22 protein-coding genes are annotated in these 25,746 nt (G+C 65.7%); 14 read left to right on the plus strand and 8 right to left on the minus strand.

The annotated features are described in order from the left end of the window. Position 1: 1 nt before the first annotated feature. The gene (locus tag MU553_RS01790; RefSeq protein WP_247374074.1) at positions 2-1,609 is read right to left on the minus strand and encodes a DUF7289 family protein; all 1,608 of its coding nucleotides are present in this window, start codon (positions 1,607-1,609) and stop codon (positions 2-4) included. 338 nt (positions 1,610-1,947) lie between these two features. On the opposite strand from MU553_RS01790, the gene MU553_RS01795 reads away from it, so the two are divergent. Genes MU553_RS01795 through MU553_RS01810 form a run of 4 tightly spaced genes read left to right on the plus strand, consistent with a single transcriptional unit; the run spans position 1,948 to position 4,537 of the window. Then, entirely contained in the window at positions 1,948-2,412 is a 465-nt protein-coding gene (locus MU553_RS01795) for a 30S ribosomal protein S15 (RefSeq protein ID WP_247374076.1), read from the plus strand. Further along, positions 2,413-3,582 carry a hypothetical protein gene (locus tag MU553_RS01800; protein ID WP_247374079.1) on the plus strand — a complete coding sequence of 390 codons (1,170 nt, stop codon included), beginning with the start codon at positions 2,413-2,415 and terminating at the stop codon, positions 3,580-3,582. Beyond that, entirely contained in the window at positions 3,579-3,809 is a 231-nt protein-coding gene (locus tag MU553_RS01805) for a KEOPS complex subunit Pcc1 (RefSeq protein ID WP_247374082.1), read from the plus strand. The genes MU553_RS01800 and MU553_RS01805 overlap by 4 nt, the downstream gene beginning before the upstream one ends. Then, complete coding sequence (locus MU553_RS01810; RefSeq protein WP_345893341.1) at positions 3,806-4,537, plus strand: 30S ribosomal protein S3ae; 732 nt, start codon at positions 3,806-3,808, stop codon at positions 4,535-4,537. The genes MU553_RS01805 and MU553_RS01810 overlap by 4 nt, the downstream gene beginning before the upstream one ends. A 14-nt stretch (positions 4,538-4,551) precedes the next feature. Here the strand turns inward: MU553_RS01810 and MU553_RS01815 are convergent, their stop codons facing one another. Next, on the minus strand, positions 4,552-5,049 hold the full coding sequence (locus tag MU553_RS01815; protein ID WP_247374084.1) for a cupredoxin domain-containing protein: 498 nt from the start codon (positions 5,047-5,049) through the stop codon (positions 4,552-4,554). A gap of 87 nt (positions 5,050-5,136) precedes the next feature. Between MU553_RS01815 and MU553_RS01820 the strand changes: the two genes are divergently transcribed. From MU553_RS01820 to MU553_RS01850, 7 genes are all read left to right on the plus strand, one after another. Then, a complete protein-coding gene (locus tag MU553_RS01820; RefSeq protein ID WP_247374086.1) occupies positions 5,137-5,412 on the plus strand; it encodes a hypothetical protein in 276 nt (91 codons plus the stop codon). Positions 5,413-5,476: 64 nt separating this feature from the next. Beyond that, a complete protein-coding gene (locus MU553_RS01825; RefSeq protein ID WP_247374098.1) occupies positions 5,477-6,172 on the plus strand; it encodes a protein sorting system archaetidylserine synthase in 696 nt (231 codons plus the stop codon). 418 nt (positions 6,173-6,590) lie between these two features. Further along, positions 6,591-6,893, plus strand: a complete 303-nt coding sequence (locus MU553_RS01830) for a hypothetical protein (protein ID WP_247374100.1) — start codon at positions 6,591-6,593, stop codon at positions 6,891-6,893. A gap of 351 nt (positions 6,894-7,244) precedes the next feature. Beyond that, positions 7,245-8,921 carry a HEAT repeat domain-containing protein gene (locus tag MU553_RS01835; RefSeq protein WP_247374102.1) on the plus strand — a complete coding sequence of 559 codons (1,677 nt, stop codon included), beginning with the start codon at positions 7,245-7,247 and terminating at the stop codon, positions 8,919-8,921. A gap of 41 nt (positions 8,922-8,962) precedes the next feature. Continuing rightward, positions 8,963-12,001 (plus strand): FAD-binding and (Fe-S)-binding domain-containing protein, encoded by a 3,039-nt coding sequence (locus MU553_RS01840; protein ID WP_247374116.1) that lies wholly within the window; start codon positions 8,963-8,965, stop codon positions 11,999-12,001. 104 nt (positions 12,002-12,105) lie between these two features. Beyond that, the gene (locus tag MU553_RS01845) at positions 12,106-12,978 is read left to right on the plus strand and encodes a hypothetical protein (RefSeq protein WP_247374118.1); all 873 of its coding nucleotides are present in this window, start codon (positions 12,106-12,108) and stop codon (positions 12,976-12,978) included. 103 nt (positions 12,979-13,081) lie between these two features. After that, positions 13,082-14,746 carry a phospholipase D-like domain-containing protein gene (locus tag MU553_RS01850; RefSeq protein ID WP_247374120.1) on the plus strand — a complete coding sequence of 555 codons (1,665 nt, stop codon included), beginning with the start codon at positions 13,082-13,084 and terminating at the stop codon, positions 14,744-14,746. Positions 14,747-14,782: 36 nt separating this feature from the next. Here MU553_RS01850 and MU553_RS01855 read toward each other — a convergent pair whose 3' ends face one another. From MU553_RS01855 to MU553_RS01870, 4 genes are all read right to left on the minus strand, one after another. Next, positions 14,783-16,270, minus strand: coding sequence for an outer membrane protein assembly factor BamB family protein (locus tag MU553_RS01855; protein WP_247374122.1), 1,488 nt, complete (start codon positions 16,268-16,270; stop codon positions 14,783-14,785). Positions 16,271-16,527: 257 nt separating this feature from the next. Continuing rightward, positions 16,528-18,963 (minus strand): DUF2309 domain-containing protein, encoded by a 2,436-nt coding sequence (locus MU553_RS01860; protein WP_247374124.1) that lies wholly within the window; start codon positions 18,961-18,963, stop codon positions 16,528-16,530. Next, the gene (locus MU553_RS01865; RefSeq protein ID WP_247374127.1) at positions 18,953-20,440 is read right to left on the minus strand and encodes a proton-conducting transporter transmembrane domain-containing protein; all 1,488 of its coding nucleotides are present in this window, start codon (positions 20,438-20,440) and stop codon (positions 18,953-18,955) included. Before MU553_RS01865 ends, MU553_RS01860 begins: the two co-directional genes overlap by 11 nt. Positions 20,441-20,634: 194 nt before the next feature. Then, positions 20,635-20,955: a hypothetical protein gene (locus MU553_RS01870; protein ID WP_247374130.1), complete on the minus strand. Its 321-nt coding sequence runs from the start codon at positions 20,953-20,955 to the stop codon at positions 20,635-20,637. Positions 20,956-21,057: 102 nt separating this feature from the next. Here MU553_RS01870 and MU553_RS01875 point away from each other — a divergent pair, with 102 nt between their 5' ends. After that, complete coding sequence (locus MU553_RS01875) at positions 21,058-22,074, plus strand: amidohydrolase family protein (protein ID WP_247374141.1); 1,017 nt, start codon at positions 21,058-21,060, stop codon at positions 22,072-22,074. Here the strand turns inward: MU553_RS01875 and MU553_RS01880 are convergent. Next, a complete protein-coding gene (locus MU553_RS01880) occupies positions 22,071-22,544 on the minus strand; it encodes an Lrp/AsnC family transcriptional regulator (protein ID WP_247374143.1) in 474 nt (157 codons plus the stop codon). The two genes, MU553_RS01875 and MU553_RS01880, sit on opposite strands and share 4 nt — an antisense overlap. 240 nt (positions 22,545-22,784) lie before the next feature. Continuing rightward, complete coding sequence (gene han, locus MU553_RS01885; protein WP_247374155.1) at positions 22,785-24,695, minus strand: Hef-associated nuclease; 1,911 nt, start codon at positions 24,693-24,695, stop codon at positions 22,785-22,787. A gap of 107 nt (positions 24,696-24,802) precedes the next feature. On the opposite strand from han, the gene MU553_RS01890 reads away from it, so the two are divergent. Further along, positions 24,803-25,291 carry a Mov34/MPN/PAD-1 family protein gene (locus MU553_RS01890; RefSeq protein WP_247374178.1) on the plus strand — a complete coding sequence of 163 codons (489 nt, stop codon included), beginning with the start codon at positions 24,803-24,805 and terminating at the stop codon, positions 25,289-25,291. Next, positions 25,288-25,740, plus strand: coding sequence for an FAD synthase family protein (locus MU553_RS01895; protein ID WP_247374180.1), 453 nt, complete (start codon positions 25,288-25,290; stop codon positions 25,738-25,740). The genes MU553_RS01890 and MU553_RS01895 overlap by 4 nt, the downstream gene beginning before the upstream one ends. Positions 25,741-25,746: the final 6 nt, after the last annotated feature.

Consider the following 25,746-nt stretch of genomic DNA (forward strand, 5'->3'; position numbering starts at 1 on the left):
TTCAGTTGAACTCGACCTGCACGTCGTTTTCTGTCACGTGGAGGAACGCGATGAACTCCGAACCTTTCGTCTCGTCGTAGTTGAGCGCCCCTCGGGAGGCAGGTTCGTTGATCGGGTCGCTGTTCCCCGGCCCCGTCTTGGCAATGAGATCGACGTCGGGGCCGGTCAGTTGCAAGTAGTGGTTGACGACTGCGTTCATACTCTCCGTGTCCCCAGCGCCTTCGTCGTACTCGGCCGGCTCGTCGCTCACGGTGTCCTCGTGTTCGTCCCAGGTCGCGGTGTCACGGAGCTCCCAGCCGTTGCCGTCACAGTCCTGCATGTGCTCGTTGAACGCGTACTTGTTGCCGAGCGTGACGCCCGTCGAGGTCCCGCAGTTCGGATCGTCGATGTTCGGGTCGTTGTCGCCTTTAGATCCGATCTCGTCGTACTCCATCGGGATGGAGCTGAGGAAGTCGACGTGGAGCTTCAGGTCGCCGCCGCTGCACTGCCAGTTCATGCCCGACACCGAATCGGGATCGACGGCCGTCTCGAAGGACTCGTACTCCGTCGAGCCGTCGCCGTCGTGGTAGTAAACGCCGACGTAGACGTCCTCGTCCGGGTCTGAACATGCGTTGTTCGGGTTCACGTCCGAGTAGACGTGGATCTCGAACTCTTTGCCCTCCTCGGTCGCGTAGAACGAGAAGTGGGGCTTGTTCTGTTCGATGTCCAGCGTGACGTCGAACTCGTTGATCGGGTGGCCGTCCGAGATGCCCCCGGCGTCGACGCTGTCACCGGCCTGTGGTAACGTGAATTGGCCAGGTGCACCGCCGAAGGAGACGAGTTCCAGCCGAACGGTCTGGTTGTTGTCGTAGACCGTGACGTTCCCGGTCGTCCGCTGCCGGAAGTACTCGGCCCATCCCTCGTAGTACTCGCTGTTGACCCAGGCGTAGACGGTCCCGTTCTCGATCGGGTTCTCGTACTGTTTCGGGCCGCTCGTGTGGTTGTACGGAGCACCGACTGCGTCGACGGTCGCGCTCGTCGCGTTCGGATACACCGATTGCTCCGGGGACGTCCGGCTCACGGAGACCCGCGACGTGCTCGAGCCTTCGCTGTCACTGCGAACCCGGATGATGGGAAGCGTCAGCGTCGCCCGGCGGTAGTGGAACTCCGGCGGCGAGACCATCATCGCGTCGCCCACGTCGTCTTTCCGCCAGACGCCACCGCCCTGATAGGCGATCTCGGTCTTGCCGTTCGTGTAGAGCAGTTTGCCGAGCGACTCGTTGTACAGGACCTCCACGTTGTCGTTTTCGGAGTAGTTGTGGTGTTTGAGGGCGATCCAGCCGGCGTCCGGTTCCGTCGTGAACGACCCGCTGTCCTGGCCGAACGAGATGGTCTGCGTGTTCGACGCGCCGAGCGCGACCATGGCCGTGCGCGAGTCGAACAGCGTCATCGAGTGTTCGGCCCGCTGGAGTTCCGACTGGCCCCGCGTCGATTCCATCGCGGTCGTGCCGAGCGAAACGACCGCGATCGTCCCTGCCAGCACGACCGCGATGACGAGCAAATACCCGAGAGGGCTGGATTGACCGCGCGCGTCACCCGACAGCCGCTGGCGGACCCCGCCTGGACTCATACTGCGTGGATTTTGGAAGGTGCTGGCATAAGCCCACTGGCCATATATAAATACACTTACTATTCTGGGTCCGAGAGCCACGGCGGCGGGGCGCTCGTCGCGAGTAGCAACCGTTTAGTGTCACAAGGAGAACGGTCACGTGGGAACAGCACGGCCGCAACTCTGACTCGCCGCTCACGTGGCTCTCGGGCACGACGCCCCGAGTCACCGACCTTTCCGCGGCTTGGGATTGCGGTAGTGTTTCGGCGACACGCCGGTTCGCGGTGCTGGTCTCCGACCAGGAGCGCCTGCCGGCGACACGCTGGACAGCGGTCGATGCGGTTCCAACAATCAGAACAATGGCACGAATGCACACACGCCGCCGCGGGTCGTCCGATTCGGACAAGCCCGTGGCAGACGAGCCGCCGGAGTGGAGTGACGTCGACGAAGACGCCATCGAAGAGCGCGTCGTCGAACTAGCAGAGCAGGGGCACAACCCGAGCGTCATCGGGCTGAAGCTCCGCGACGAGGGCGTCCAGGGGACGCCCGTGCCGAACGTCAAACTGGCGACCGGCAAGAAGATCACCGAGATCCTCGAGGAGAACGACGCGGATTCGGACCTCCCCGAGGACCTCCGCAACCTGATGGAGCGGGCCGTCCGCCTGCGCGAGCACATGGACGAGAACCCCGGTGACCACCAGAACAAGCGCGCGCTCCAGAACACGGAGTCGAAGATTCGCCGCCTCGTCGATTACTACCGCGGCGACGAAGTCGACGCCGACTTCACCTACTCGTACGACACCGCGAAAGAGATTCTCGAATAGATGTCCACAGCCGACCGTCCCGCCGGGTCAGCCGCCACCGCGAGCGACGTCGCCGCCGCCTGCCGCGACGCCGACTTCGTTCGCCTCGTCGCCGCCGCAGACGGCGACGCGCTGGCAGCGACCGGTGTCCTCGCCCGTGCGCTCGACGCCACGGACCGGCCGTTTCAGGCCAGCGTCGTCGAGCCAGCGGCCGACACCGCCCGCGAGACGGAGGCCGACGTCACCATCACCATCGGACTGGCTCCCGCGGCCGGCGACTGCGCGCTCCCGCACGGACAGCAGCCAGTGAGCGAACTGGCCAACGCTGCCGCGAGCGAACTCGCCGGGAACGGCGATCCAGTGCTCGCACTGGCCGGCGCGACGACCGCCCCAGCGACGCCGAGCGGCGACCTCTTCGAGGGGGCTGCCGCTGCCGGTGCCGCACGGCGACCGGGCGTCGCAGTGCCGACCGACGACGTTGCCGACGGCCTGGTACACAGCACGCTCGTCCACGCACCGTTCTCCGGTGACGCGGATAGGGCGCGCGAGATGCTCAGCGCGGTGGGCGCTTCCGACGCAACCGACGACGTGGACGAGGAGACCCACCGACGCATCGCGTCGCTGGTCGCCGTCCACACCGTCAAACCCGAAGCCGCCACCGCGCGGGGAGCCGAGCTGGTCGAGCGGGCGCTCCGCCCCCACGCCATCGACGGTCCGTTCGCGACGGTCGAAGGGTACGGCGACGTACTCGACGCCATCGCTCGCGAGCAGCCGGGAACGGGCGTCGCGCTCGCACTCGGCCACGACGCCCGGGAGTCGGCACTCGCCGCCTGGCGAACGCACGGCGAACGCGCCCATCGCGCGCTCCGGTCGGCGACGACCGGCCGCTACGACGGGCTGTTCGTCGCCCGTGGCGACACCGACGACCTCGACGTCTCGGACGGTTCCGAGGTGCCAGTCGGGACGATCGCGCGACTCCTCGGTGACTTCCGGTCACCGGAACCGGTCGCGCTGTTCGTCACCGACGGCTGCGCAGCCGTCACGGCGACCGACGACCGGGACGTCACGGCGACGATGGAGCAGGCCGCTGCGACCGTCGACGGCCACGCGGCCGCGACGAGTCACGGGGCACAGGCCAGGTTCGACGCCGACACCGCGGCGTTCATCACGGCGTTCAGGGAGGCACTATGACGCGCCGCGCGACGATTACGACGACGCACGGCGACGACGAGCGGGCCGCGCGCGTCGCAGCCGCCCTGCGCCCGGACAACACCGACGAGATGGAGACGACGGCCGACGGCGAGACGGTTCGGACGACGATCGAGCGCGAGGGGACAGGCGGTCTCCACGCGACGGTCGACGACTACGTGGTCAACCTACGGATCGCAGATCAACTGACAGATACGACACAATCATGAGTGAACGATCAGTTTCACGACGGAAACAGGGCAAGCAGTGGTACGACGTACTCGCACCCGAGATGTTCGAGCGCGAGGAACTCGGATCCACGCCCGCAGAGGAATCGGAGCAGGTCCTCGGACGGACCATCGAAACGACGCTGGGCGAACTGCAGAACGACGCCAGCGAGAACAACAAGAAGCTCAAGTTCCAGGTCAACGAGGTCGCCGGCAAGTCCGCCTACACCGAGTTCTCGAAGTACGAACTCACGCGCGACTACACCCGGAGCCTGGTTCGACGCGGCTCCTCGAAGATCGAGGCGTTCATCACCGTCCTCACGACGGACGACTACCGCCTGCAGATCCAGCCGGTCGCCTTCACCACGAAGTCCGCCGACGAGAGCCAGGAGAAGGCCATCCGACGCGAGATGATCGACATCGTCGAGGAGAGCGCCAGCGACCGCACCTTCAAGGACCTCATCGACAGCGTCATCACCGGCCGCCTCTCCAGCGCCATCTACAACGAGGCAAAGCAGATCTACCCGGTGCGCCGCGTCGAGATCCAGAAGGCCACCCTCGAGGCACACCCCGAAGAGGTCGCCGCCGAGGAGGAGACCTCCGTCGACCTCGACGAGGAAGAGACCGCTGTCGACCTCGACGAAGCGGAGGAAGCAGCCGAAGACGAAGCAGCTGACGAGGACGCGGCCGCAGAAGCCGACGACGAAGAAGCCGAAGCCGACGAAGAGTAACTCGTCGCTGCTTTCTATTCGGTCGCGGTCACAGTACGCTCGTTCTTTTGCGGCGTCGAGACGGTTTCACGACCACCCGTGGGTGTGCGCGTCGCGTCGTCGGTCACCTCGATGGTGCCGATCATCCCGTTTTGCTCGTGGGGGATACAGAAGTACTTGTACGTCCCGGGGACCGTGAACGTGTGTTCGTAGGCCTCCCCGGTCTCGATTGCGCCCTGCAGTCCCGACGTCCAGCCGTCACGAGCGGCGTCGAGCGTCGCGAAGTCTCCCGAGGCGAAGAAGTCGGCCTCGTCTGGAATCCCGCTCTCGTAGGCGGTCACGGTGTGGGAATGCGAGCTCGTGTTCTTCCAGACGACGGTCGTGCCGGGAGCGACGGCGTACTCGCCCGGCAGAAACCGGGACGACGACATGCCGACGTCGTGATCGCCGCTGGATTGCCCGCCGGCGCCCAAACAGCCCGCGAGTGCGACGGTACTGCCGCCGACCGTCGCGAGGAAGGCCCGTCTGTCCATGGTCGATTGTCAGGACTCGACGGTCAAATGTCGCGCGGTTTCGACCGGATGGGCGGACTTTTCACCCAGGCCCCCCATCGACGGAGTATGGGATCGGACACGTTCGGCTACGGATCGATCGCGCTCGCCGTCGTTCTGGTGGCGGTCGCGGCCGTCCAGTTGCGCCACGAGATTCCCCCGCTCGCCGCGCTCGGCGTCGTCACGGGCGTCGTGCTCGCTGCCGTCGGGGCCGTGACGCTCGCGGGACGAGGCTACGGCTTCGACGCCGACCGGGACCGGCCGCTGCTCGGACTGGTGACGGTGTTCGGGACCGTCGCCGGCTTCGGACTCATCGTGACGAGCGTCATGCTCCTGCTCGGGTGAGGTGACGACGCCGTGACGGGACCGTATCGAACCGACTAAGACGGCGGTGGGCGGACCGGGACGTATGCAGCCGCGGTTCGTCGGCCGGCTGGGACCGGCAGACGCGATGACCGTCGCAAACGCAGCGCTCGGCTTTGCGGCCGCCGTCGCCGCGACGATCGACCCCAGCCTCGGCGCGCGCCTGATCCTCCTGGCAGCCGGAACCGACGGCCTCGACGGCGTCATCGCCGAGAAGTACGGCGGCACGCCGGTGGGCGAGTTCATCGATTCGCTGGCCGACGTGGCCTCCTTCTGCGTCGCGCCCGCCGTCTTCGTCTTCAGCGTCGCCAGCCAGGAGTGGGGACTGACGCTGACGACCGCTGATCCGCCGCTCGCACTCGCTGCGTCCTTCCTGATTCCGGCGCTGTTCGTCGGTGCCGGCGTCGTCCGGCTCGGAATGTACACGGCCTACGACATCGGGAGCGACTCGACCGAGGGCGTCCAGACCACGCTCGCTGCGACCATCCTCGCTGTCGTCTACCTGGCCGGCTTCCAGCAGGCGGCCCTGCTGGTCGCACTCACCGCGGCCTTCACCTACCTGATGGTCACGACGATCACGTACCCGGACCTCAAGGTGAGTCACGTCATGGGCATGGCGATCATTCAGCTGGGCGCGATCGTCGCGCCGACGGCGTTCAACCGCCTGTTCCCGCGCGCGCTGCTGTTCATGGCCGTGCTCTACCTCATCGGGCCGTGGTTCTACCGACGCTACCTCGTCTAACCCGTTTCCCGCTCGGATACCCTCACTTCGCTGCCACTACTCGCGACGGAACAGGGAAGTCGGGAGCCGAGACCGACCGAGCGTTCGATACAGCTCCGAAACGTATTCCCTGGGGCTGAGAACCGATACCAACTGTCATAGGCAGTCTGACCAGTTCTACGGATGGTGAAGACCGTGGAAGAACCAACCTGCGCTGCCGTCGGTCGAACCGACCGCCAGCGACTGGTCCGACCGATCCGGTTGCTCGCTGCCGCCGGGATCTGGGTTGGTCTGGTCATCCTCGCGCTCCTCAACGCGATATGCCGGGAGCCGGTACTCGCCCTCAGATCAGCTCAAACCGGGGTGAGTTTCCCTCTCACGCGAACTCCCGGATTCACCGAAGCATCTTAGTGCCTCACCAACCAACCAAAAATCCGATATGTTGAAGGTTATCGAAGACGCTGCGCGCACCATCGCAGACAATCACGACGTCACCATCCGCTTCATCGACGAATTAGAGGATTCCACGATGGTCGCGTTCACGACTGATTCTGACGAGCGAGACTCCGTCGAAGAAGGCGAACAGTTGCAAGTAATCCGGGTCCACACTGACAACGGAAGAGCAGTAGTCCACGACGCGGTCGGGTCCGGTGACGGTCAGTGGGACATCGAAGGTGAGAGTCACTTCCTCAATTATCACGACGGTCTCTCTGCAGCCGCGCAGAAAATTGCAACCAATTAGTAAGTGGACGAACACAGACACCAACTCCGCTTCGACGAATACGGTGCTATATGCAGTCGGCCCTCTCCATCTGATAGACCATTGCCACTAACTCTGCTCCTGCTACTCAGCACGGTGTCGTGACGACCAGCGAGTTGACGGAGCGATCGAGAGTCTCGATCGGGGACGCACGAGCATCCGCCGAGCGTCGCGAGGCGGTTCCCTCGGCGCGAAGCCAGTTGCTTCGCGCCGAGCAGTTTTAGTCCAGGTTTTACGAGGGGGGTTCCCGCAGGCCCGAACGGGCCGAGGAAACCCCCCGAAGTAAAAAGTGGAATGGAAACGCCTTTTGTGGGGACTCTCGCAGGTTTAGGTATGTTCATCGGGGACGACGACGAGCCGGACTGGCAACCCGTCGTCGAGGACCTCAGCGCGCGACTCGACGACGTTCTGGAGACGGTCGAGGACGGCGTCGAGACGAAGGAAGAGATCGTCGCTGCCGAGGAGGAACTCGACGACATCGAGAGCACGCTCGACGCGTCGGACGTTCCTGCCGACGCCGAGGAGCGCGAGACGCTCGAATCCTGGATCGAGGAGCTTCGCGACCGACTCCCGCCGGCGTGGCAACCGGCGGCAGAGTCGTTCGAGGGCCGCCTCGACGAGATCGAGACCGAGATCGACGCCGTCGAGACCACCGAGGAGATCAACGCTCTCCAGGCGGACCTCGCCGACGTCGAATCTGACGTCGAGGACTCGGACATCCCGGCCGACGCCGAGGAACGCGAGGAACTCGAGAGCCGGGTCGCGGACCTCGACAGCGAGATGCCCGAGGAGTACCACCCGACCGTCTGGGACCTCGAGGCCGAACTCGACGAGATCGAGGCAGAACTCGACGACGCGGAACTGGAGTCGGAACTCGACGAGATCGAGACCGAACTCGACGCCGTGGAGGACGAGGTCGAGGCCTCCGAAGTGCCTGAAGAGGCGGACGCACAGGAGGACCTGCTCGGCCGCATCGACGACCTCCGGAGCGCCGTCGAGGACGAGCGCGGCCCGTACAGCGAGGACGTCCAGGACGAGATCGAGGCGGCAGAAGGGACGCTGACCGACGGCGACTGGACGCCGGAGGGCGCCGACGACGCCGCCGTCGCCGTCGAGGAGTTCCTCGATCTCGCCGGCAGCCAGTTCGTGGACACGTTCGAGCCGGACAGCGACAGTCCAGACGACCTGGCTGCGGCACTGTCCAACGTCCGCGGAATCGTGGACGAAACGGACCTGGACCCGGACGACGACAAGGGGACAATCGAAACGCTGCTCGAGAGTGCCGAGACGCTCACCGACGACCTCGACGCCGCCGAGCAGTGGACCGATCTCTCGGTCAGAGAGCAACTCGAACGGAAAGGGTTCTACGAGCCGCTCGAATCCGAGAACCGCAAGGACTTCCCGGCCGAGTGGAACGCGATCATGCTCCACGAGAAAGCCTACAAGGAGGGCGACACCGACGCCATCGAGATGATCCTGCTCGGGCTGGAGACGTTCGATTCGGACTACATGGAGGAGAACATCCTCGACACGCTGCGCCGGATCGCGCCGCCGGAAGCCCTCGACGCGCTGGAACCGCTGGCCACCAAGCGTAACAAGGACGCCATCGAGATCATGGGCAAGATCGGCGACGAGGCCGCACTGGAGACGATCGCCGACTACGTCGAGGGTGGAGACGTGGCGCTCCGGAAGACCACGCTCCGCGCGCTCGGCGCCATCGGCAGCGAGGAATCCACGCAGTCGGTCGCCGATCAACTCGTCGACGACAACCCCGAAGTCCGCAGCACCGCGGCCCGAGCGCTCGGCCTCATCGGCGACACCCGCGCGATCGAGCCGCTGGCGGACGTGCTCGCCGACGACGACGCCGACGAGGTTCGCGCGAGTGCCGCGTGGGCACTCAACCAGATCGGCACGCAGCGCGCACGTGACGCCGTCGCGTCGTACACCGACGACACGGCGTACATCGTCCAGGTCGAAGCCGAGAAGGCAACGACCGAGTCCGCGGCCTAGAAAGCCAACCGTTTTTCGCGTCCGGTGTCGAAACCCCGGACATGACACCTGCGCCCGACGCCGACCCAGCAGTCGACCGGCGTGCTGACTACGACTACGCCGGTGGCGACGTCGCCCGATCGGGCTTGGTCAGGGACCTCGACAAACGCGTCGAGGGCGAGGTACGCTTCGACGAGTACTCCCGGGAGCTGTACGCCACCGACGCCAGCATCTACGAGGTGACGCCCATCGGCGTCGTGTTCCCCACCTCGACGGCAGACGTGGCAGCCGTCGTCGAGTACTGCGCGCTGCGGGAGATTCCAGTGTTGCCTCGGGGCGGCGGGACGAGCCTGGCCGGCCAGACGGTCAACCGGGCCGTCGTCCTCGACACCAGCCGCCACATGACCGACCTGCTGGCCGTCGATCCCGACGAGCGCCAGGCGCGCGCCCAGCCCGGAATCACGCTCGGCCACCTCAACGGAGCGCTGGCCGACCACGATCTGAAGTTCGCGCCGGACCCCGCGTGGGGCGACAAGAGCGTCCTCGGAGGCGCCATCGGGAACAACTCGACCGGCGCACACTCGCTGAAGTACGGGAAGACCGACGCCTACGTCGACGAACTGGAGGTCGTCCTCGCCGACGGGACCGTGACCAGGTTCGAGGAGCTGTCGGTGGCGGAACTCGGCGAGCGGGCCGATCCCGACGGCGACCTCGAGGCCCGCATCTACGCCGAGGTCCAGCGCGTCATCGACGACGAAGGCGACACTATCGAAGCCGCCTATCCCGACCTCAAACGGAACGTCTCCGGATACAATCTCGACTGGGTCGTCGACCGCGCACGCGAGGACGGCGTCGTCGACATGCCGGGACTGATCGCCGGCAGCGAGGGGACGCTCGCGATCGTGACCGAAGCCGTGGTCTCGCTGGAGCCGATTCCCGAAACGAAGGCGATGGGACTGCTTCGATACGAGACGCTGCTCGACGCGATGGAGGACGTGGGAGCGATCCTGGAGCACGACCCCGCGGCCGTCGAGGTACTGGACGACGTCCTGCTGGATCTCTCCCGCGAGACCGAGGAGTTCGGCACCCTCGTCGACGAGATGGTGCCCGAAGGGACCGGTGCGGTGTTGCTCGTGGAGTTCTACGCCGACGACGACGAAGACGGCCGTCAGCAGGTCGCGGACCTGCTGGCGGATCGGGCACCGGGAACCGACACCCAGGCGACGCCGACCGACGGCGGCGTGGCGACCGGCGAGCCAGCCCGTGCGGTGTCGGCCGACGAAGCCCACGACGCCGCCGAGCGCGAGCAGTTCTGGAAACTCCGGAAGTCCGGACTGCCGATCCTTCTGGGTCGGACGACGGACGCGAAACACATCGCCTTCGTCGAGGACACCGCGATCCCGCCCGAACACCTCCCCGAGTTCGTCGCGGACTTCGAAGACGTGCTTGACGATCACGACACCTACGCGAGCTTCTACGCACACGCGGGGCCGGGCGTCCTCCACATTCGACCGCTCGTCAACACCAAAACGGACCCGGGCGTCGAGACGATGGAAGCCATCGCCGACGCGGCGACGGACCTCGTCGTCGAGTACGACGGCAGCGTCTCCGGCGAACACGGTGACGGTCGCGCGCGTACGCAGTGGAACCACAAACTGTACGGCGACGACGTCTGGGAGACGTTCAAGGACCTCAAGTCGGCGTTCGATCCGAGCTGGCTGCTCAACCCCGGCCAGGTCGTCTTCCGCGACGACGACCCGACGGACATGACGGCCGATCTCAGATTCTCGCCGGAGTACGAGTTCGATCCCGGGTTCGAACCGACGCTCGAGTGGGACACCGAGAACGGCTTCGAGGGGATGGCGGAGCTGTGTCACGGCTGTGGCGGCTGCCGCGGCCACCAGGACACGACCGGCGGCGTCATGTGTCCGACGTTCCGTGCAGCCAACGAGGAATCGCTCTCGACGCGCGGTCGCGCGAACATGCTCCGGCAAGCCATGGCCGGTGACCTCCCGGACGGCGAACAGTTCGACGACGAGTTCGTGACCGAGATCCTCGACCTCTGTATCGGCTGCAAGGGCTGTGCGAAAGACTGCCCGAGCGAAGTCGACATGGCGAAGCTGAAAGCCGAGCTTACGCACGCGTACCACCAGCGCGAAGGGGCGAGCAGCCGGGACAAACTGTTCGCAAACGTCGACCGCCTCTCCGCGCTGGGCAGTCGCCTGGCACCGCTCTCGAACTGGCTGCCGAAACTCCCGGGGATGCGAACCGTCATGGAGAAGACGCTCGGTATCGCGCGCGAGCGGTCGCTCCCGACGTTCCGACGGTCGACGTTCGTCGACTGGTTCGAGGCCCACGACCCCGCCGTCCCGGCGACCGAGGCCGACCACCGCGCACTGTTGCTCCCGGACACCTACACGAACTACAGCCGGCCGGAAGCGGGAAAAGCGGCCGTTCGAGTCCTCGAAGCAGCAGGCGTCCACGTCGACGTTCCGACGAGCGTCAGCGACAGCGGCCGTGCGGCCTTCTCGAAGGGATTCCTCGAGGCGGCTCGCGAGACGGCCGCAGCGAACGTCGAGACGCTGGCGCCGAAGGTCGCGGACGGCTGGGACGTGGTCGCCGTCGAGCCGTCCGACGCCGTGATGTACCAGTCCGACTACCTGGATCTGCTCGATTCGGACGACGCGGACAGCGTCGCCGCGAACAGTTACGGCGTCCTGGAGTACGTCGACGCCCACCGGCTCGACGACGCCATCGCCTTCGACGCGCCGGACGAACAGCTGACCTATCACGGTCACTGCCACCAGAAAGCGCTGACGAAGGACCACCACGCGGTCGGCGTGCTCCGCCGCGCGGGCTACGCCGTCGACCCCCTGGATTCGGGCTGCTGCGGGATGGCAGGGTCGTTCGGCTACGAAACTGAACACTACTCGATGAGTCGAGCGATCGGTTCGATCCTGTTCGACCAGGTCGACGCGAGTTCGGGCGACGTCGTCGTCGCCCCCGGGGCGTCCTGCCGGACGCAACTCGGCGACAAACCCGACGCTGACGCGGAGCCACCGCATCCGGTCGAGAAAGTCGCCGACGCGCTCGCCCGGTAGATTCCGGGGGTCCGTCCCGACGTGCGTCCGTGCGTTCCAGTTGCTCAGGCTTAGTTCACCCTATGCAACGTATAACGAAGCGCTGAGCGGTGGACAGCCCCAGCATGGCTAATCGCGACGTGGACGAACTCGAAGCGGAACTCTCGAAGAAACAGCGGCTCATCAACGCCTGGATGGCGGTCGGCCCGGAGGGGAAAACGACGGACGTCAGCGATCTGACCGACTCGTCGCGAGGGTACGCCTCGGACCTCCGACGGGCACTCGAAGGCGAAGACGAAGACGAGATCGACATCGACGAGATCAGGGACGCCTACCACCCGGAACTCGTCGAGAAGTATCGCAACGAGTTAGGAACGGACGCCATCGACGGCGAATGGGAGTTCATCGACAGGCTCCGACGACGGCCGGAAGCCGAGCAGCCATCGACCGAAACGCCGGAACCGACCGGACGAACGCCACCGCAACCGGAGCCCCAGGCACCGAGCGAGACGCAGGCTACAGGGGGTCGAGACCCGCGCCAACCCACAGGTGCCGGACCGGAGGGGAGCCCCTCACCGCCAGGACGCGCCGCGACACCGCCCACCACCCAGCCCAGTCAGCAACCGTACGGACGGCCGGCACAGCAACCGACGCCACAACGCGGGCCACCGCAACAACCCGGCGCCCCCACGGCCGCCACCGGCCAACCGACTGCGCGATCTGGGCAGCCCCCAACCCAGCAGGGGCAACCAGCCCCCGGCGGACAACCGGGTCAGCCACAGCAGCCCACGACGCAACCGAACGTCCAGCAGTTGTACGATCGACTGCAGGAGTTCGACAACTCGCTCACCGTCCAACAACAGAAAGCGCAGGCCGAGATCAACTCGGTTCCACCGCAATCAGCCGCTCAGTCGATTGCGATCTCGAAGTACAACCTGATCGTCGAGATCCGGCAGTCACTGCAAGAGCTACGAAACAGCCTGACTGCGGGGCCGTAGCCGCTCGTCGTCGATTGCGCCGTCCGTTCCAGGCGACCCGCACCCGACAGCATTCTATATCGCGGACGAAGGTTTATGACCAGAAACGGGACCACTCGCCCGTGTGGTGTCGAAAACCGCTGCACTCACGGCGTTCGCTCTCCTCACTGTGCTCGCGATCGCCGGTGTCACCCCGGCCAGCGCTCACCCCGCCGACGGCAACCGAACAGTTCGCATCGCCGGCGTCTACCCGAATCCCGTCGCCGACGGCGACGCCGGCGAATTCGTCGTTCTCCAGGTCGACGAGCCCACATCGCTGCGGAACTGGTCGCTCGATGACGGCGAGCGTCGCGTCCAGTTGCCAGACGTCACCGTGCAAAATCACACGGTTCTCTCGATGGCGCCGAACCGCACCCGGAACCTCACGTCACGTCGAGTCGTCCACCTCACACCCGGCCTGCAGCTCGCGAACAGCGGCGAACGACTGACGCTCGAACGGGGATCGACCCAGGTCGATTCGGTCAGATACACCGATGCACCGGAAGGTGAACGGGGACGTGCGACCGCTCGGGGTCTCCAGTGGCAGTCCGTCGGTGCGACGAATTTCCCCGTCGTCTCGGGGTCAGGCGGCCAGGTTCGTGCGTTCGTGCTCCCGGACGGGAGCGACGTTCCCGCCGAGACGATCGGGACTGCCGACGACCGAATCCGCTTGGCGGGGTACACGTTGACCGCCCAGCGAATCGTCGACCGGCTCTCGAACGCCGCAAACCGTGGCGTCGACGTGCAGGTGCTCGTCGATAGCAGTCCAGTCGGTGGACTCACCCGGCGCGAAGCGACCGCGCTCGACCGACTCGTCGCCGAGGGCGTCACCGTCACCGTCCTCGGCGGGGACCGAGCCCGCTACGAGTTTCACCACGCCAAGTACGCCGTCGTCGACGACAGGGCCCTGGTGACGACGGAAAACTGGAAGGCCGCCGGAACCGGCGGCCACGCCAGCCGGGGGTGGGGCGTCGTCGTCTCGGACCCCCGTGTCGTCACCGGTCTGGCAGAGACGTTCCGCGCTGACGCGACCTGGCGGGACGCACTCCCCTGGCCGGACTACCGCCAGGGACGAACCTTCGAGCCCCCCCAGGCTCCGCCTGCAAACCAGACGTACCCGAGTCGGTTCGATTCGCGACGAGTGACCGCCGAGCGGATCGAACTGCTTCGCGCACCGGACAACGCCGAGCGGCGGCTCGTCGCACTCATCGACAACGCCTCCGAATCCGTGCGGGTCGAGCAGATGTCGATCGGAGGTCGCCGCCAGCCGTTTCTGCAGGCCGCACTTCGGGCCGCGAGACGTGGGGTTCGCGTCCGAATCCTGCTCAGCAGCGCCTGGTACGTCGCCGAAGACAATCGACGCCTGATCCAGTGGCTCAACGACCGGGCGGCTCAGGAGAACATCCCGCTGAAGGCACGAATGGCGGCACCCAGGGGACGCTTCGAGAAAATCCACGCCAAGGGCGTCGTGATCGACGACGAGCAGGTCCTCGTTGGATCGCTGAACTGGAACAATCACTCCGCGCGCCAGAACCGGGAAGTGATGCTCCTGTTAGAGGGGGCAGACGTCGCGGAATACTACGCAGCGGTGTTCGACGCGGACTGGCAAGGCGGCGACTGGACCCTTCCGCTCGGGCTGATCGGCACCCTCGTGGTCGGGCTATTCGTCGCCGTGCTACTCGGCCGCCGCATCCAGTTCGAGGCTGGCGACGATGCGAGGGCAGGTCTCGGATCGGGAAGAGAGGTGTAAGGACCCGGGAAACGGCAAGTTCGGGCCTACAGAGAGTTATTCGTCGCTGTCTGAGAGGATGTGCCACCCAGCGACGCCGAAGCCGGCAAGCGTCGAGAGGACGCCGAAACCGGGGCCGTCCTCGTCGGTGGTCGCCGTCTCCGTCACGACAGTGGCCGGCTGATCGTCTGCGGGCGAACTCGCCGTCGACGCCGTGACCGTATCAGTCGACGAAGACGAATCGGAGTCCGTCTGTTGGGTCGTCGTTCGGGGAGCAGTCGTCGGTTCTGTGGTCGATTCGTGAGCGGGCGTCGTCTGTGTCGTCGTCGACGGCGGCGACGAGGTCGTCGTGCTCGGGGTTGGCGACGACGTCGACCTCGTGCCGGACAGGGCGTACACCGTTCCGCCCGGTTGCGGTCGTGGGTCCCGCGTCACGAAGAGAACGGTTCCGTCGACGACCGCGGGCGACTGTTTGACCGGCCACTTCGTCTCGAAGTGCCACCGCTCGGAGCCATCATCGACGGCCAGCGCGAAGAGCCCCTCGGCGGTGCCGACGTAGACAGTGTCACCGACGACGATCGGACTGGTTCCGGTGATCTCGGCGGTGTACCGCCACCGCTCGCTCCCGTCGGTTGCCGACAAGGCCGACAGTCGCTCGGAATTTTGGACGTAGACAGTGTCGTCCGTGACGACCGGGGCGGTTCCGGCGCTGGTGACAGTCCTCCAGCGTTCCGTCCCGTCACTGGCTGCCACTGCGTACACCAGGCTCGCGCTGGTCTCGAAGTAGACGGTGTCGCCCCGTACGACGACCGTCGAGACTTCCTTCCCGTCTGGCTCGAACGTCCACTGCTGAGAACCATCGCTGGCCGAGAACGCAAACACCGCCTCATCGTCCTTACTGGGGTGAGTCTCCGGGTCTCGAACGCCGACGGTGTAGACCGTTCCGTCCCCGACCGAAACAGAGGAGAACCGCCCATCGGTCCGCCATCGACCCAGTCCGTCTTCGGTTGCCGTCGCGACGAGGCCGTTGGCTGTCCGGTACGCAACGTCGTCCACGATCGCAGTGGCGCCGTCTGCACGTTGCCACTGTTCGCTACCGTCGGCCGCAGACAGAGCGTGCAACGTCGGATTCTCGGGATCGTTCCCGGACGCCATCTGGACGTAGACGGTTCCATCGAACGCCGACAGAACGCTGACCGACTCGGCGTCGAATTCGACCCACCAGCGCTCGGTTCCGTCAGCCATCGCGTTCGCGCTGACCGCCCCGTCCGCCGTTTCCCGAATCCAGTTCCCGTTCACGATCACCGGCTGGAACGCTCGCCACGACTCGACGTCGAGCGTCCACGCGACCGCCACCTCCCCTTCTGGGCCCGTGTTCTTCGGGGCATAGCCGGAGTGACCCGCGTCGTATCGTGGCCTGGGCCACGACTCGGCGTCGGCCTGCTGGGCACGTGTCCCCTGTATCGCCCGACCGGCGATACCGAAAACACCCACACACCCCATCGACCGCAGCACTGTTCGCCTGGAGGGCTGCATCGCATCCATATTTACACTATACTAACTATTGTAAATTAACAGTTTGGGCCGTCTGTCCACTAGGGCGGATCGCAGGTGTTCCACCGGCCAGGCCGGATGTCTGCTGACGTACCGTCTATGAATCGCATGCCGCTATAACAAATACAGGGGTCGAGTGGTGAGACTACAGTAGGTTTAGCGGCCGTGTACTGCGTGGTCGCGAACGAATCAGCGATCAGAAACAGGGTCGGAACAGCCCACCGACGTTTTCCGGACCGAAGAGAGAGTTAATCGTCCGCGACAGCGGAAGCGGTCGGCATCTCCGGGGATGCTTCGGTCTGTTCGGACACTGGCGTCCACTCCAGATCCTCCTCGTAGTGGAAAGCACTGTGACCCTGAGTCGGGTCGACGACCGTCAGCGAGAGCCAGTCGTTGTCCAGCAGTTCGATCACCTCTTCGTGGTCGGTCAAGACGTCGGTGACGCGGTCGACCGGCGCGTGGACGACCGTCGAGAGGCGAAGCGGCTGGTGGTACGGTTCGTCGTCGGCGTTCATCAGGGACTGGAGCGGGAGCCCGGTCATCAGGTCGCCCCCGTTGCCCTGGTAGACCCCGACGTTCCCGACCGGGTTGTGGGTCACCTTCGACCCGCTCCCGTAGGCCGCGTTGTCGACCGCCGCGAAGTAGTACTGGGTGTTGATCCACTGGGTGACGATCATGGGGCCGGTCACGATCGCTTCGAGGGCGTCGCCGTCCGGGTCGGTCGTCCAGTCGTAGGAATGGAGGAACGACCGCCCGTCCAGGTCCAGCCCGTCGGTGAGTTCGCGGGGGCCGACCACGAACCCGGCGTTCCCGGCCAGTCCCCACTCGGGGCGCGTCTCCGCCCAGTCTGCGGCGCGGCGCTCGGTCTCGCGGACGGCCGAGTCGGCGTCGGCACCCATGTCGCCTGCGCGTTCGGTGGCCGCGCCGGCGCGAGCGGTTGCGAGGTCCGCACGGAGCTGTTCCACGTCGTCCTCGTGGGACGCCGGGACGTCACCGTCGTACAGTTCGATCTCGTCGGTGGTCGTGTTGTGTTCGCCGGCGACGAAGACGGTGTCCTCGGGAACGTCGATTCCGCGCTCGCGAAGTTCAGCTTTTACCGCGTCGTCGTTACAGATGGCCGCGAGCGTGCGAGCGTTCGGGCCGCCCGGGTTGCCGGCACAGGCGCCGCAGTCGAGACTCGAATCGAAGGGGTTGTTGGTGGTCTGACTCGCGTGGCCGGTGAAGACGACGACGCGGGCGAACTGCTCCCAGCCCATCAGTTCGAAGGCAGTCACGGCGTACTCGACCTTCTCGTCGAGCGTGAGCCCCTCGCGGAGGCTGTGGACCGAATCCGGGTTGTAGTCGACCGAGGGCTCACAGACCTCGTGGTCGTCGGGGACGCACCCGTCGGCGCCCTCGAGGAGATCGTACACGCGCGCCGGAAGGAGTGTGCGTGCGGTTAGCGCGGCGCCGTACCCGACGCCGGTGCTCTCGACGAAGCTGAACGCCGTCGCGGCGTTGGACTTGAGACGCTTGATGACCCTCTGCCCAGCCTCGACGGTGCGCTGCCAGCGATCGTAGGCTGCCTGTCCAGCGTCGCTTCCCTTCGCGGGACGATCCGCGATACGGTGCTGTGGGTCGAGGATCGGCGGGCAGGCGTCCACAGTCACGTCAGCGTCGTATCCGGCGTAGCGCATCGGAATGCCGAAGAACCCGGCGTAGCCGTGGGTTTCGTACTCGCCGACGGCTTCGATGTGGCGGCGGATGATCTCCGAGCGCGTATCGATACAGAAGACCAGCTGGGCGTCCGGACGGTCGGCGCTCTCGGACTCGGCCACCGACGCACTGGTCTCGGTAAGTGACTCGACCAGCTCCGAGCGGTACGTCGCTTCCCACGCGCTCAACCAGACCTCGGGGAGAGGGACCCGCTCGTCGGACCCGGTGTCGTCGGCCTCGCTGTCGAACCCCTCTGGCGGTTCGATCGGTGCGTCGAACGCCTCGGCGAGCGCCAGGCGCACCGCGAGATAGCCAGTGAGCGTGATCGGGTACGCCGACTGCCAATCGTCGCCGTCGGCCGCACGCTGTTTGAGATATCCCGTCCAGCCCGGGAGCGCCGACAGGTGGTACTCGAAGATGTCCTGCCACTCCCCGACCGGATACGCCGCGAGACGGTCGCGGATCGCGTCGACCGGCTGGTCGGGAAGATCCGCGAGTGCGCTCCCGTTCGGGACGTCACCGTCGTGTGGGGCCACGGTCCTGAACGCGTCGTAGAAGCCCTGCTCGCGGTTCGGCATCGACCACGTCGCCTCTCCCTGGTCGAGGAAGGCCGCGAGCCACTTCGTCAGTACGGCGTCCACCACGCGGTCGGTGGCCGTCGTCGTCGCGTCGGGCGTCGCTCCTGCGTCCGGAGCGTCCATCTCCGCGAGCGACGACTCGGGATCGGCCTCGTAGCCGTGCTCAGTCAGCTTGTCCGAGATGATTTCGCGGTCGATCTGGCCGGATTCGAGCGCCCGGCAGAACACGTCGGCGCTCGGATAGCCCTCGCCGCCGAGGACTCGTTCAGCGTCCGCGACGGCCTCGTGGAACGGCTGGTCTTCGTAGCCAGCCAGCGGGTTGGCCGTCACGAACGAGTGGAGCGGCCAGACGGATCCGACCGCGTCGGCTGCTGCGTCGATACTCTCGTCGATCGCGGATTCAGTACTCATTGTAGTCCTCCGTAGATGTCAGCAGGGTTTCAGACGAGGGTTGGGTCGCGTTCACCAGCGCGACGTACAGGCGGTGGCTGTGCGTGTAGACACCGCTCTCAATGGCGAGATACGCCACGACGAACGCGGCGGCGACGAGACCGTGGATCGCGGTCAGTTCAGCCGGCTGGCCGATCGCAGGCAGTCCGGCCAGAAGTCCTTCGATCAGCCTGTAGACCGCCGCGTAGACCGCGATTGCCGGTAGGGCCACCAGCGGCATCGCACCGTACCGGATCGCAGCCGGCACCGAGGCGTCCGTGACGACGTCGCGGGCGGCGTGGAGCACGGTCAGGACGACGAGCAACACGAGCAGGAGGCCGCTGCCCAGCTTGGTGCCCTTGCCGGTGAGGACGGCAAACAGGACGCCCCCTGCGAGAGCAGTGGCAGCGATCACGGCGACGCCGACGACGCCAGCAGCGCCGGTCGGCTTCGCCTTCGCCGGGCTCTCGTGTGCGACCTGGCTTCCCGACGCGAGGAACTGGTAGGCCTTGTAGAACCCGTGGAGGACGAGGTGCGTGATGGCGGCCCCGAAGAATCCGAGCCCGGCTTGCATGATCATGAAGCCCATCTGACCGACCGTCGAGCACCCGAGCGTTCCCTTGACGTCCGTCTGGACGGTCTTCAGGAGTTTCCCGCCGAGCGCGCTCGCCGCGCCGACGAGCACGACCGCGAGCATGAATCCCGACTCGACGGTGACGACCGGCGCGAAACGCACCAGGAGGATCCCACCCGCGTTGACGAAGCCAGCGTGCATCAGCGCCGAGGCCGGCGTCGGTGCCGTCATCGACGAGAGCAGCCACGTGTGGAAGGGAACGAGCGCCGACTGAATCATCGCCGCGAGCACGAGCCCACTGGCGGCGACGAGCACAGCCGTCGACGACGTCGGTCCGACAGCCGACGCGACCCCTGAGATGGTCGTCGCTCCGGTCGTCCACCACAGCGTCGCGAGCGCGACTCCCAGGAACGCACTCCCCGCGAGGAAGTACCGACGCGCGAGCGACCCTGCGGCCTGTGCCTGTGGCCACCCGTCGACATGGCCGATCAGACTAGCCATCACGAGCCCCATCACGAGCCACGCGATTCCGAACACCAGGAGGTTGTCAGCCGCGACGAGCGCCATCACGACGAGCGTGAACGCGAACACACGGCCGAAGAACTGGTCGATACTGCGACTCCCGGCCATGTAGCGCCGCGAATAGCTGTGGACGATGCCGCTGAAGAAGGTGACCGTCACCCACATCACGACCGTCAGTCCGTCGATTCGCACGAGTCCGGGGACTGCCCAGGCCTCACCGCTCCAGAGATGGGCGGTAAACGCGCCGACGCTTCCGATCCACAGCAGCCACACGAGTCGCGTCAACAGCGCCGGCAGACGCGCCTGCTCGGTCGTCGGAGTTGGAAGCTGTCCCACGGTCGTCGCCTGTTCGTCTCCTGTCATCGTTTGATCTATCTGCGACCGACCGCCGTGTCAGCGGGCCGAACCGACCCGCGACCTCGACTATCGGTCGTTGCTACCCACATCTACGAACAATACGTCTATTAAAGCTATCTATATTACCAGAGTGTTCGCAGAGTTCGTTATTATAGAACATTATGGTTGTGTGGCTCGGGCTGCGCGAGGAGATCTAACAGTTAGGAATAATGCAAGAGACTCGCGACCTGGACCGAAGTGTCTTCGGGGAGCAACGTCCTGATCCGAGACGGGTCGGTCTCACCGTCGAGCGCGACCAGATACCGATTGTCGGGGAACGAACTGTACGCCCCGTCCTGATCGTGAACGTAGCCAGCGATCGTGACCGACGGCGGGAGTACCTGCTGGAGGTACTGAACCTGGCGGCTGACGTTGTACTCGACGAGTCGATACCACACCGTCCGCAGCGGTGTGGATTCCGCGAAGAGGCCCCGCTCATCGACAGGTGACCTCCTCCGTTCGCGCGCGTCAGTATCGACCATCGGCACCCGGGACAGATCAGGCCCCGTGCCAAAGTAAAATTACCGAACTGTTCGATATATCGATTTGAAAAACCATATCGTTACCTGATCCGAGATCTTCGTATGAAGGAAATCGCTGGGACCGTTCTCGTCGGGCGGTCGTTCGAGCCGATCCGAGGTCGTGTCGTCATCGAGGACGGTCGGATCGAGGCGATCGAGGAGGCGGAGACGGCATCGACCGACGTCGTACTGCCGGCGTTCGTCAACGCCCACACGCACCTGGGAGATTCCGTCGCGAAAGAAGCGGCCGTCGGGCTCTCGCTCGACGAGGCGGTCGCACCGCCGGATAGCCTGAAACACCGGCAACTGGCGGCTGCCGATCGGTCCGATCTGGTGACGGCCATGCGTCGGACCCTTCGATACATGCAGCGAACCGGGACGATCGCCTGTTTGGATTTTCGAGAGTCCGGAACCGCCGGCGCACGCGCGCTCCGAGAAGCGGCACGGCCGGTAGACGTCGACCCGTTTATCTTCGGGAGCGGAGCCGAATCCGTCCTCGACGTCGCCGACGGGTACGGAGCGTCCGGCGCGAACGACGACGACTTCAGTGAACAGCGTGCTGCGTGCGAGGAACGGGACGCCCCCTTTGCCATCCACGCCGGCGAACCGGACGCGACCGACATTCATCCGGCGCTCGACCTGGAGCCGGAGCTGCTCGTCCACATGGTACACGCCGAACAGGAGCACCTCGACCGAGTCGCGGAGCAGTCGGTTCCAGTCGCCGTGTGTCCGCGCGCGAACACCGTTCTCGAGGTCGGAACCCCTCCGATACGGGAGCTACTCGACCACACGACGGTCGCACTCGGAACGGACAACGTGATGTTGAACTCCCCGTCGATGTTTCGCGAAATGGCGTACACGGCGAAGCGGTTCGACGTGACAGCGCGGGAAGTGCTCCGGATGGCGACGACGGCGGGTGCCGAGCTTGCCGGGCTCGACTGTGGCGTCATCGCCCCCGGCCGGCGGGCGGCGCTCACTGTTCTCGACGGTGACTCGGACAATTTGGCTGGCGCGGTCGATCCGATACGGGCAGTCGTCCGGCGCGCGACCGGACTGGACGTCAAACGAGTCGTCGTTTAGCCGTCGTTCTCGGAATCGAACTTGCCGAAGGGCGTCGTCTCGTGGCTCCGAACGAGTACCTCGTCGGCGACCGTGAGTCCCATGTCGAGGAGTTCCTGTGCCACGGGCGTGATGTCGCTGTCCGACTCGCCGACGACCGTCACGAGGAGGTTCTGTTCGCCGGTAACTAGCTCCTGGACCGAGACGACGCCGTCGATCTCCAGAATCTCGGCGATCATGTCGCCGCGTTCGGGGATCGAAGCGGTGCAATAGAGCAACATGCGGAGCGGATAGCCCGACCGTTGATAGTCGACGTTCGCGCTGTATCCTTTGATTACGTCGTCGGATTCGAGACGCTGGATGCGCTTGCGGACGGTGCTGTCCGACGTACCGGTCCGTTCCGCGATGTCTCCAGACGACATGTTCCGAGCGTCTTCCTGGAGTGCGTAGAGAACCGCCCTGTCCACGTCGTCGATCTCCTCGTCGGCCATACCAGTGTCTCCGAGACAGAGGCACTTTACCTTTTGATGTCGCTCGGGTACGCCGCCGCGTTCTCTGCGGGGGCCTGCGTACCGGACACTCGACACGCTCTGGCATATCGCGTGTTCGACCTCAGCGTACCCAGTGACACCGGATTCCCACGTTCAGGCGCTGTCTGCACTCACAGGCCGAGCGGTCGACGGAGCGCACTGCGGCACTCGATGGAGAAGAACAGCGATCAGCGAACGGGGTTACTCGTCTGCCTGGAACGTGGCTGCGAGCGCCTCGTCGAGTTCGGCGTCGGCCATCTTCTCGACGAGCGCGTCGAGCACTTCTTCGCGCATGCCAGAGACGAACTTGATCGAGCCGACGACGAGGTGGCCGCCGCCGGAGACGCCACCGCCGTCGATCTCCTCGGTGAGTTCGACGACCATCTCGGGGATGTCGAGACGGACGCCGTCCGAGCGCAGGACGGCGAAGTCCGGACCGTAACCGATCGTGATGACGGGATCGCCCGTCTCCTGGACCTTCCGGTCGTGGATCTCGCCGGTCGTCTTCCCCGGAGCGGGGTAGGTGAACCGGTGTGCGAAGTTCTCGACGTCGATCCGGTAGAGGTGCGCGCCGTTGTCGAGTTCCTCGTGTTCGACGTGGCTCATCGCGGCGTCGAGCTGTTTCTCCACGTCGCGCTCGGCGCGGGCGGCGAGGAACTCGACCAGTTCCTCGTGACGGTCCCGGTCGTCGCAGTTGACGTTCAGGACGTCGTTGATGAGCTGGCGCCCGTCGTTGTACTTGAGCCAGTGGGTGGCGTAGTCGAGCGCTTCACCGATGTCGCGCAGGTCCGCCTCGTCGTACCCTTCCTGTGCGGCGAGGTCGATGAACTCGTCCATCGCCTCGGCCTGGGACCGGTCGGACAGCCCGGCGACGGCCGGGACGTGCCTGAGTTCGTCCGTGAGCGACGGGTCGATCATCCGCGCGAGTTCGACCGAGAGCATCCCGGTCGTGATCCGGTAGTCCTCGTCGTGGAGGTACGGGTTGACGTGGTCGGTGACGAGCGGGCCGACCGCGTCGGGGTCGGGGTGGTGGTGATCGACGACGATGATCGGCACGTCGTAGTGCGCGAGGTTGCGGTAGGCCGGCGTGTCCTCTTCGGTCGACCCGTTGTCGAGCATGCAGAGCATCGGCAGTTTCTGGCCGTGGCGCTTGCGGTTCTCCAGTGCGAAGTTGAGGTCCCGCGTGACGTCCTCCATCTCGTAGAAGGGGGCCTTGCTCGGGAGGCGCTTGAGGAGGTGACGCGGGGCGTCCGGATCGTGGTGGTGCTCGGCGAGGAATCGCTCCAGGGCGAGCTGGAGCGGCACCGAGGCACAGAGGCCGTCACCGTCGGCGTGGTGGCGCATCCGGATCGGACGGCCGTCGAGGGCGGCGGCACGCAGGCGTTTGGCGACGCGTTCCAGATCTGGCCGGAGCTTCTCGAACGCCGGCCAGTCGACGAGCGGTTCGACCTCGGCGGGTTCGGCCTGCTCGTCGAGGGCGTCGTCGAGTCGCTCGCGGATGGGTTTCGCGTCCATCGGCTCGAACCGTTCGATCTCGTCGACTTCGATCTGGACCGACTCCTCTCGCCGCTCGACGCGTCCGGTCAGTCGGACCACGTCGTCGAGTTCGACGTCGGGATAGGCGCGGACCCCGGCTTCCTCGAAGGCGGCACAGGGGACGACGCCGGATTCGCCCCGAACGTGGAAGATCGTCGGGCCGCCGGTCTGTTTGATCTGTACGACGATACCGTCGAGCGTCACCGTGTCACCGACGGCGGCTTCCAGATCCGTGACGGGGACCTGGGCACCGGCGTCGACGCGTTCGGTTTCGTAGCTCGCCAGTTCCACTTCCTCGAAACTGATGTCGCCGTCCTCACGGATTTCCGCGAGTTCGACGATCAGTTCGTCGCCGACGTCGTAGTCGGCGACCAGGTTCGATTCGTGCACGAGTCCTGAAACCGAAGCCGAGAGGTCGACGAAGACGCCGTACGCAACGACGCCGTTGACCGTGGCGTGATAGCGGTTGCCTTCGGAGACGTCGTCGAGTGTACAGCCATCGGCGAGGTCGTAAACGACAGGCTCCCCGTCGGCGGATAGGTCCGCCCCGTCGTCGGGAGTCGGCGTTGGAGACATGTAGCCGTGCTTCGACACTCGCCGGTTTCAAGCTTTGGAAACCGTCTTCTTGGAGGCGGCACGCGGGTTCCGGAACCCTTAGAAGGCAACCGCACCGAGAATAAGCTATGCGGCTGTTTCGGTCGGGTGAAATCCTCGGGATCGCCGAGGCGGCCCTCGACTTCGCCCGCGAAGCTGCGGAGGGTGCACACCCCAACGAGTACATGGGACTCCTCCGCGGCGAGGACGCACAGAAACTCGGCCTCGAACGAGACGGGACGGTCATCACCGACGTGCTCGTCATTCCGGGCACCGAGTCCAATCCCGTCAGCGCGACGGTCAAAACGAGCATGATTCCGAACGACATGCGTGCGGCCGGGTCGATCCATTCTCACCCGAACGGCGCCCTCAGACCGAGCGACGCCGATCTCCAGACGTTCCACAAGGGCAACGTCCACATCATCATGGGCGCCCCCTACGGGCCGACGGACTGGCGGGCGTTCGACCAGGACGGCGATCCCCGCGACCTGGACGTGCTGGACGTCGAACTCCCCGATGAGGAGTTCTTCGATTTCACGCAGGCAGACATCGACGCGGAACTACGAGACGATCTATGACGCCATCGCCATCGGACACATCGACGACAGTCGTCGCACAGGGCACCTTCGACATCCTCCATCCGGGCCACGTCCACTACCTCTCGGACGCGGCGTCGATGGGCACGGAACTCCACGTCATCATCGCCCGCCGCGAGAACGTCACCCACAAGGAACCGCCAGTGCTCTCGAACGAGCAACGGCGGGACATGGTCGCGGCGCTGGAAGTCGTCGACGAGGCGCGGATCGGCCATCCCGAGGACATCTTCGTCCCCATCCGCGACATCGAACCGGACGTCATCGCCCTCGGCTACGACCAGCATCACGAGGAAGACTCCATCGCCGAGGCCCTCGACGAACGGGGCATCGACTGTGAGGTCCGTCGCGCGTCCGGTCGCGAACCGAACCACGACGACGAGTTGCTCTCGACCGGCGACATCATCGACCGGGTCTGCGACCAGCGCTGTTGACCGCGC

This window comes from Halorientalis brevis (assembly GCF_023077655.1).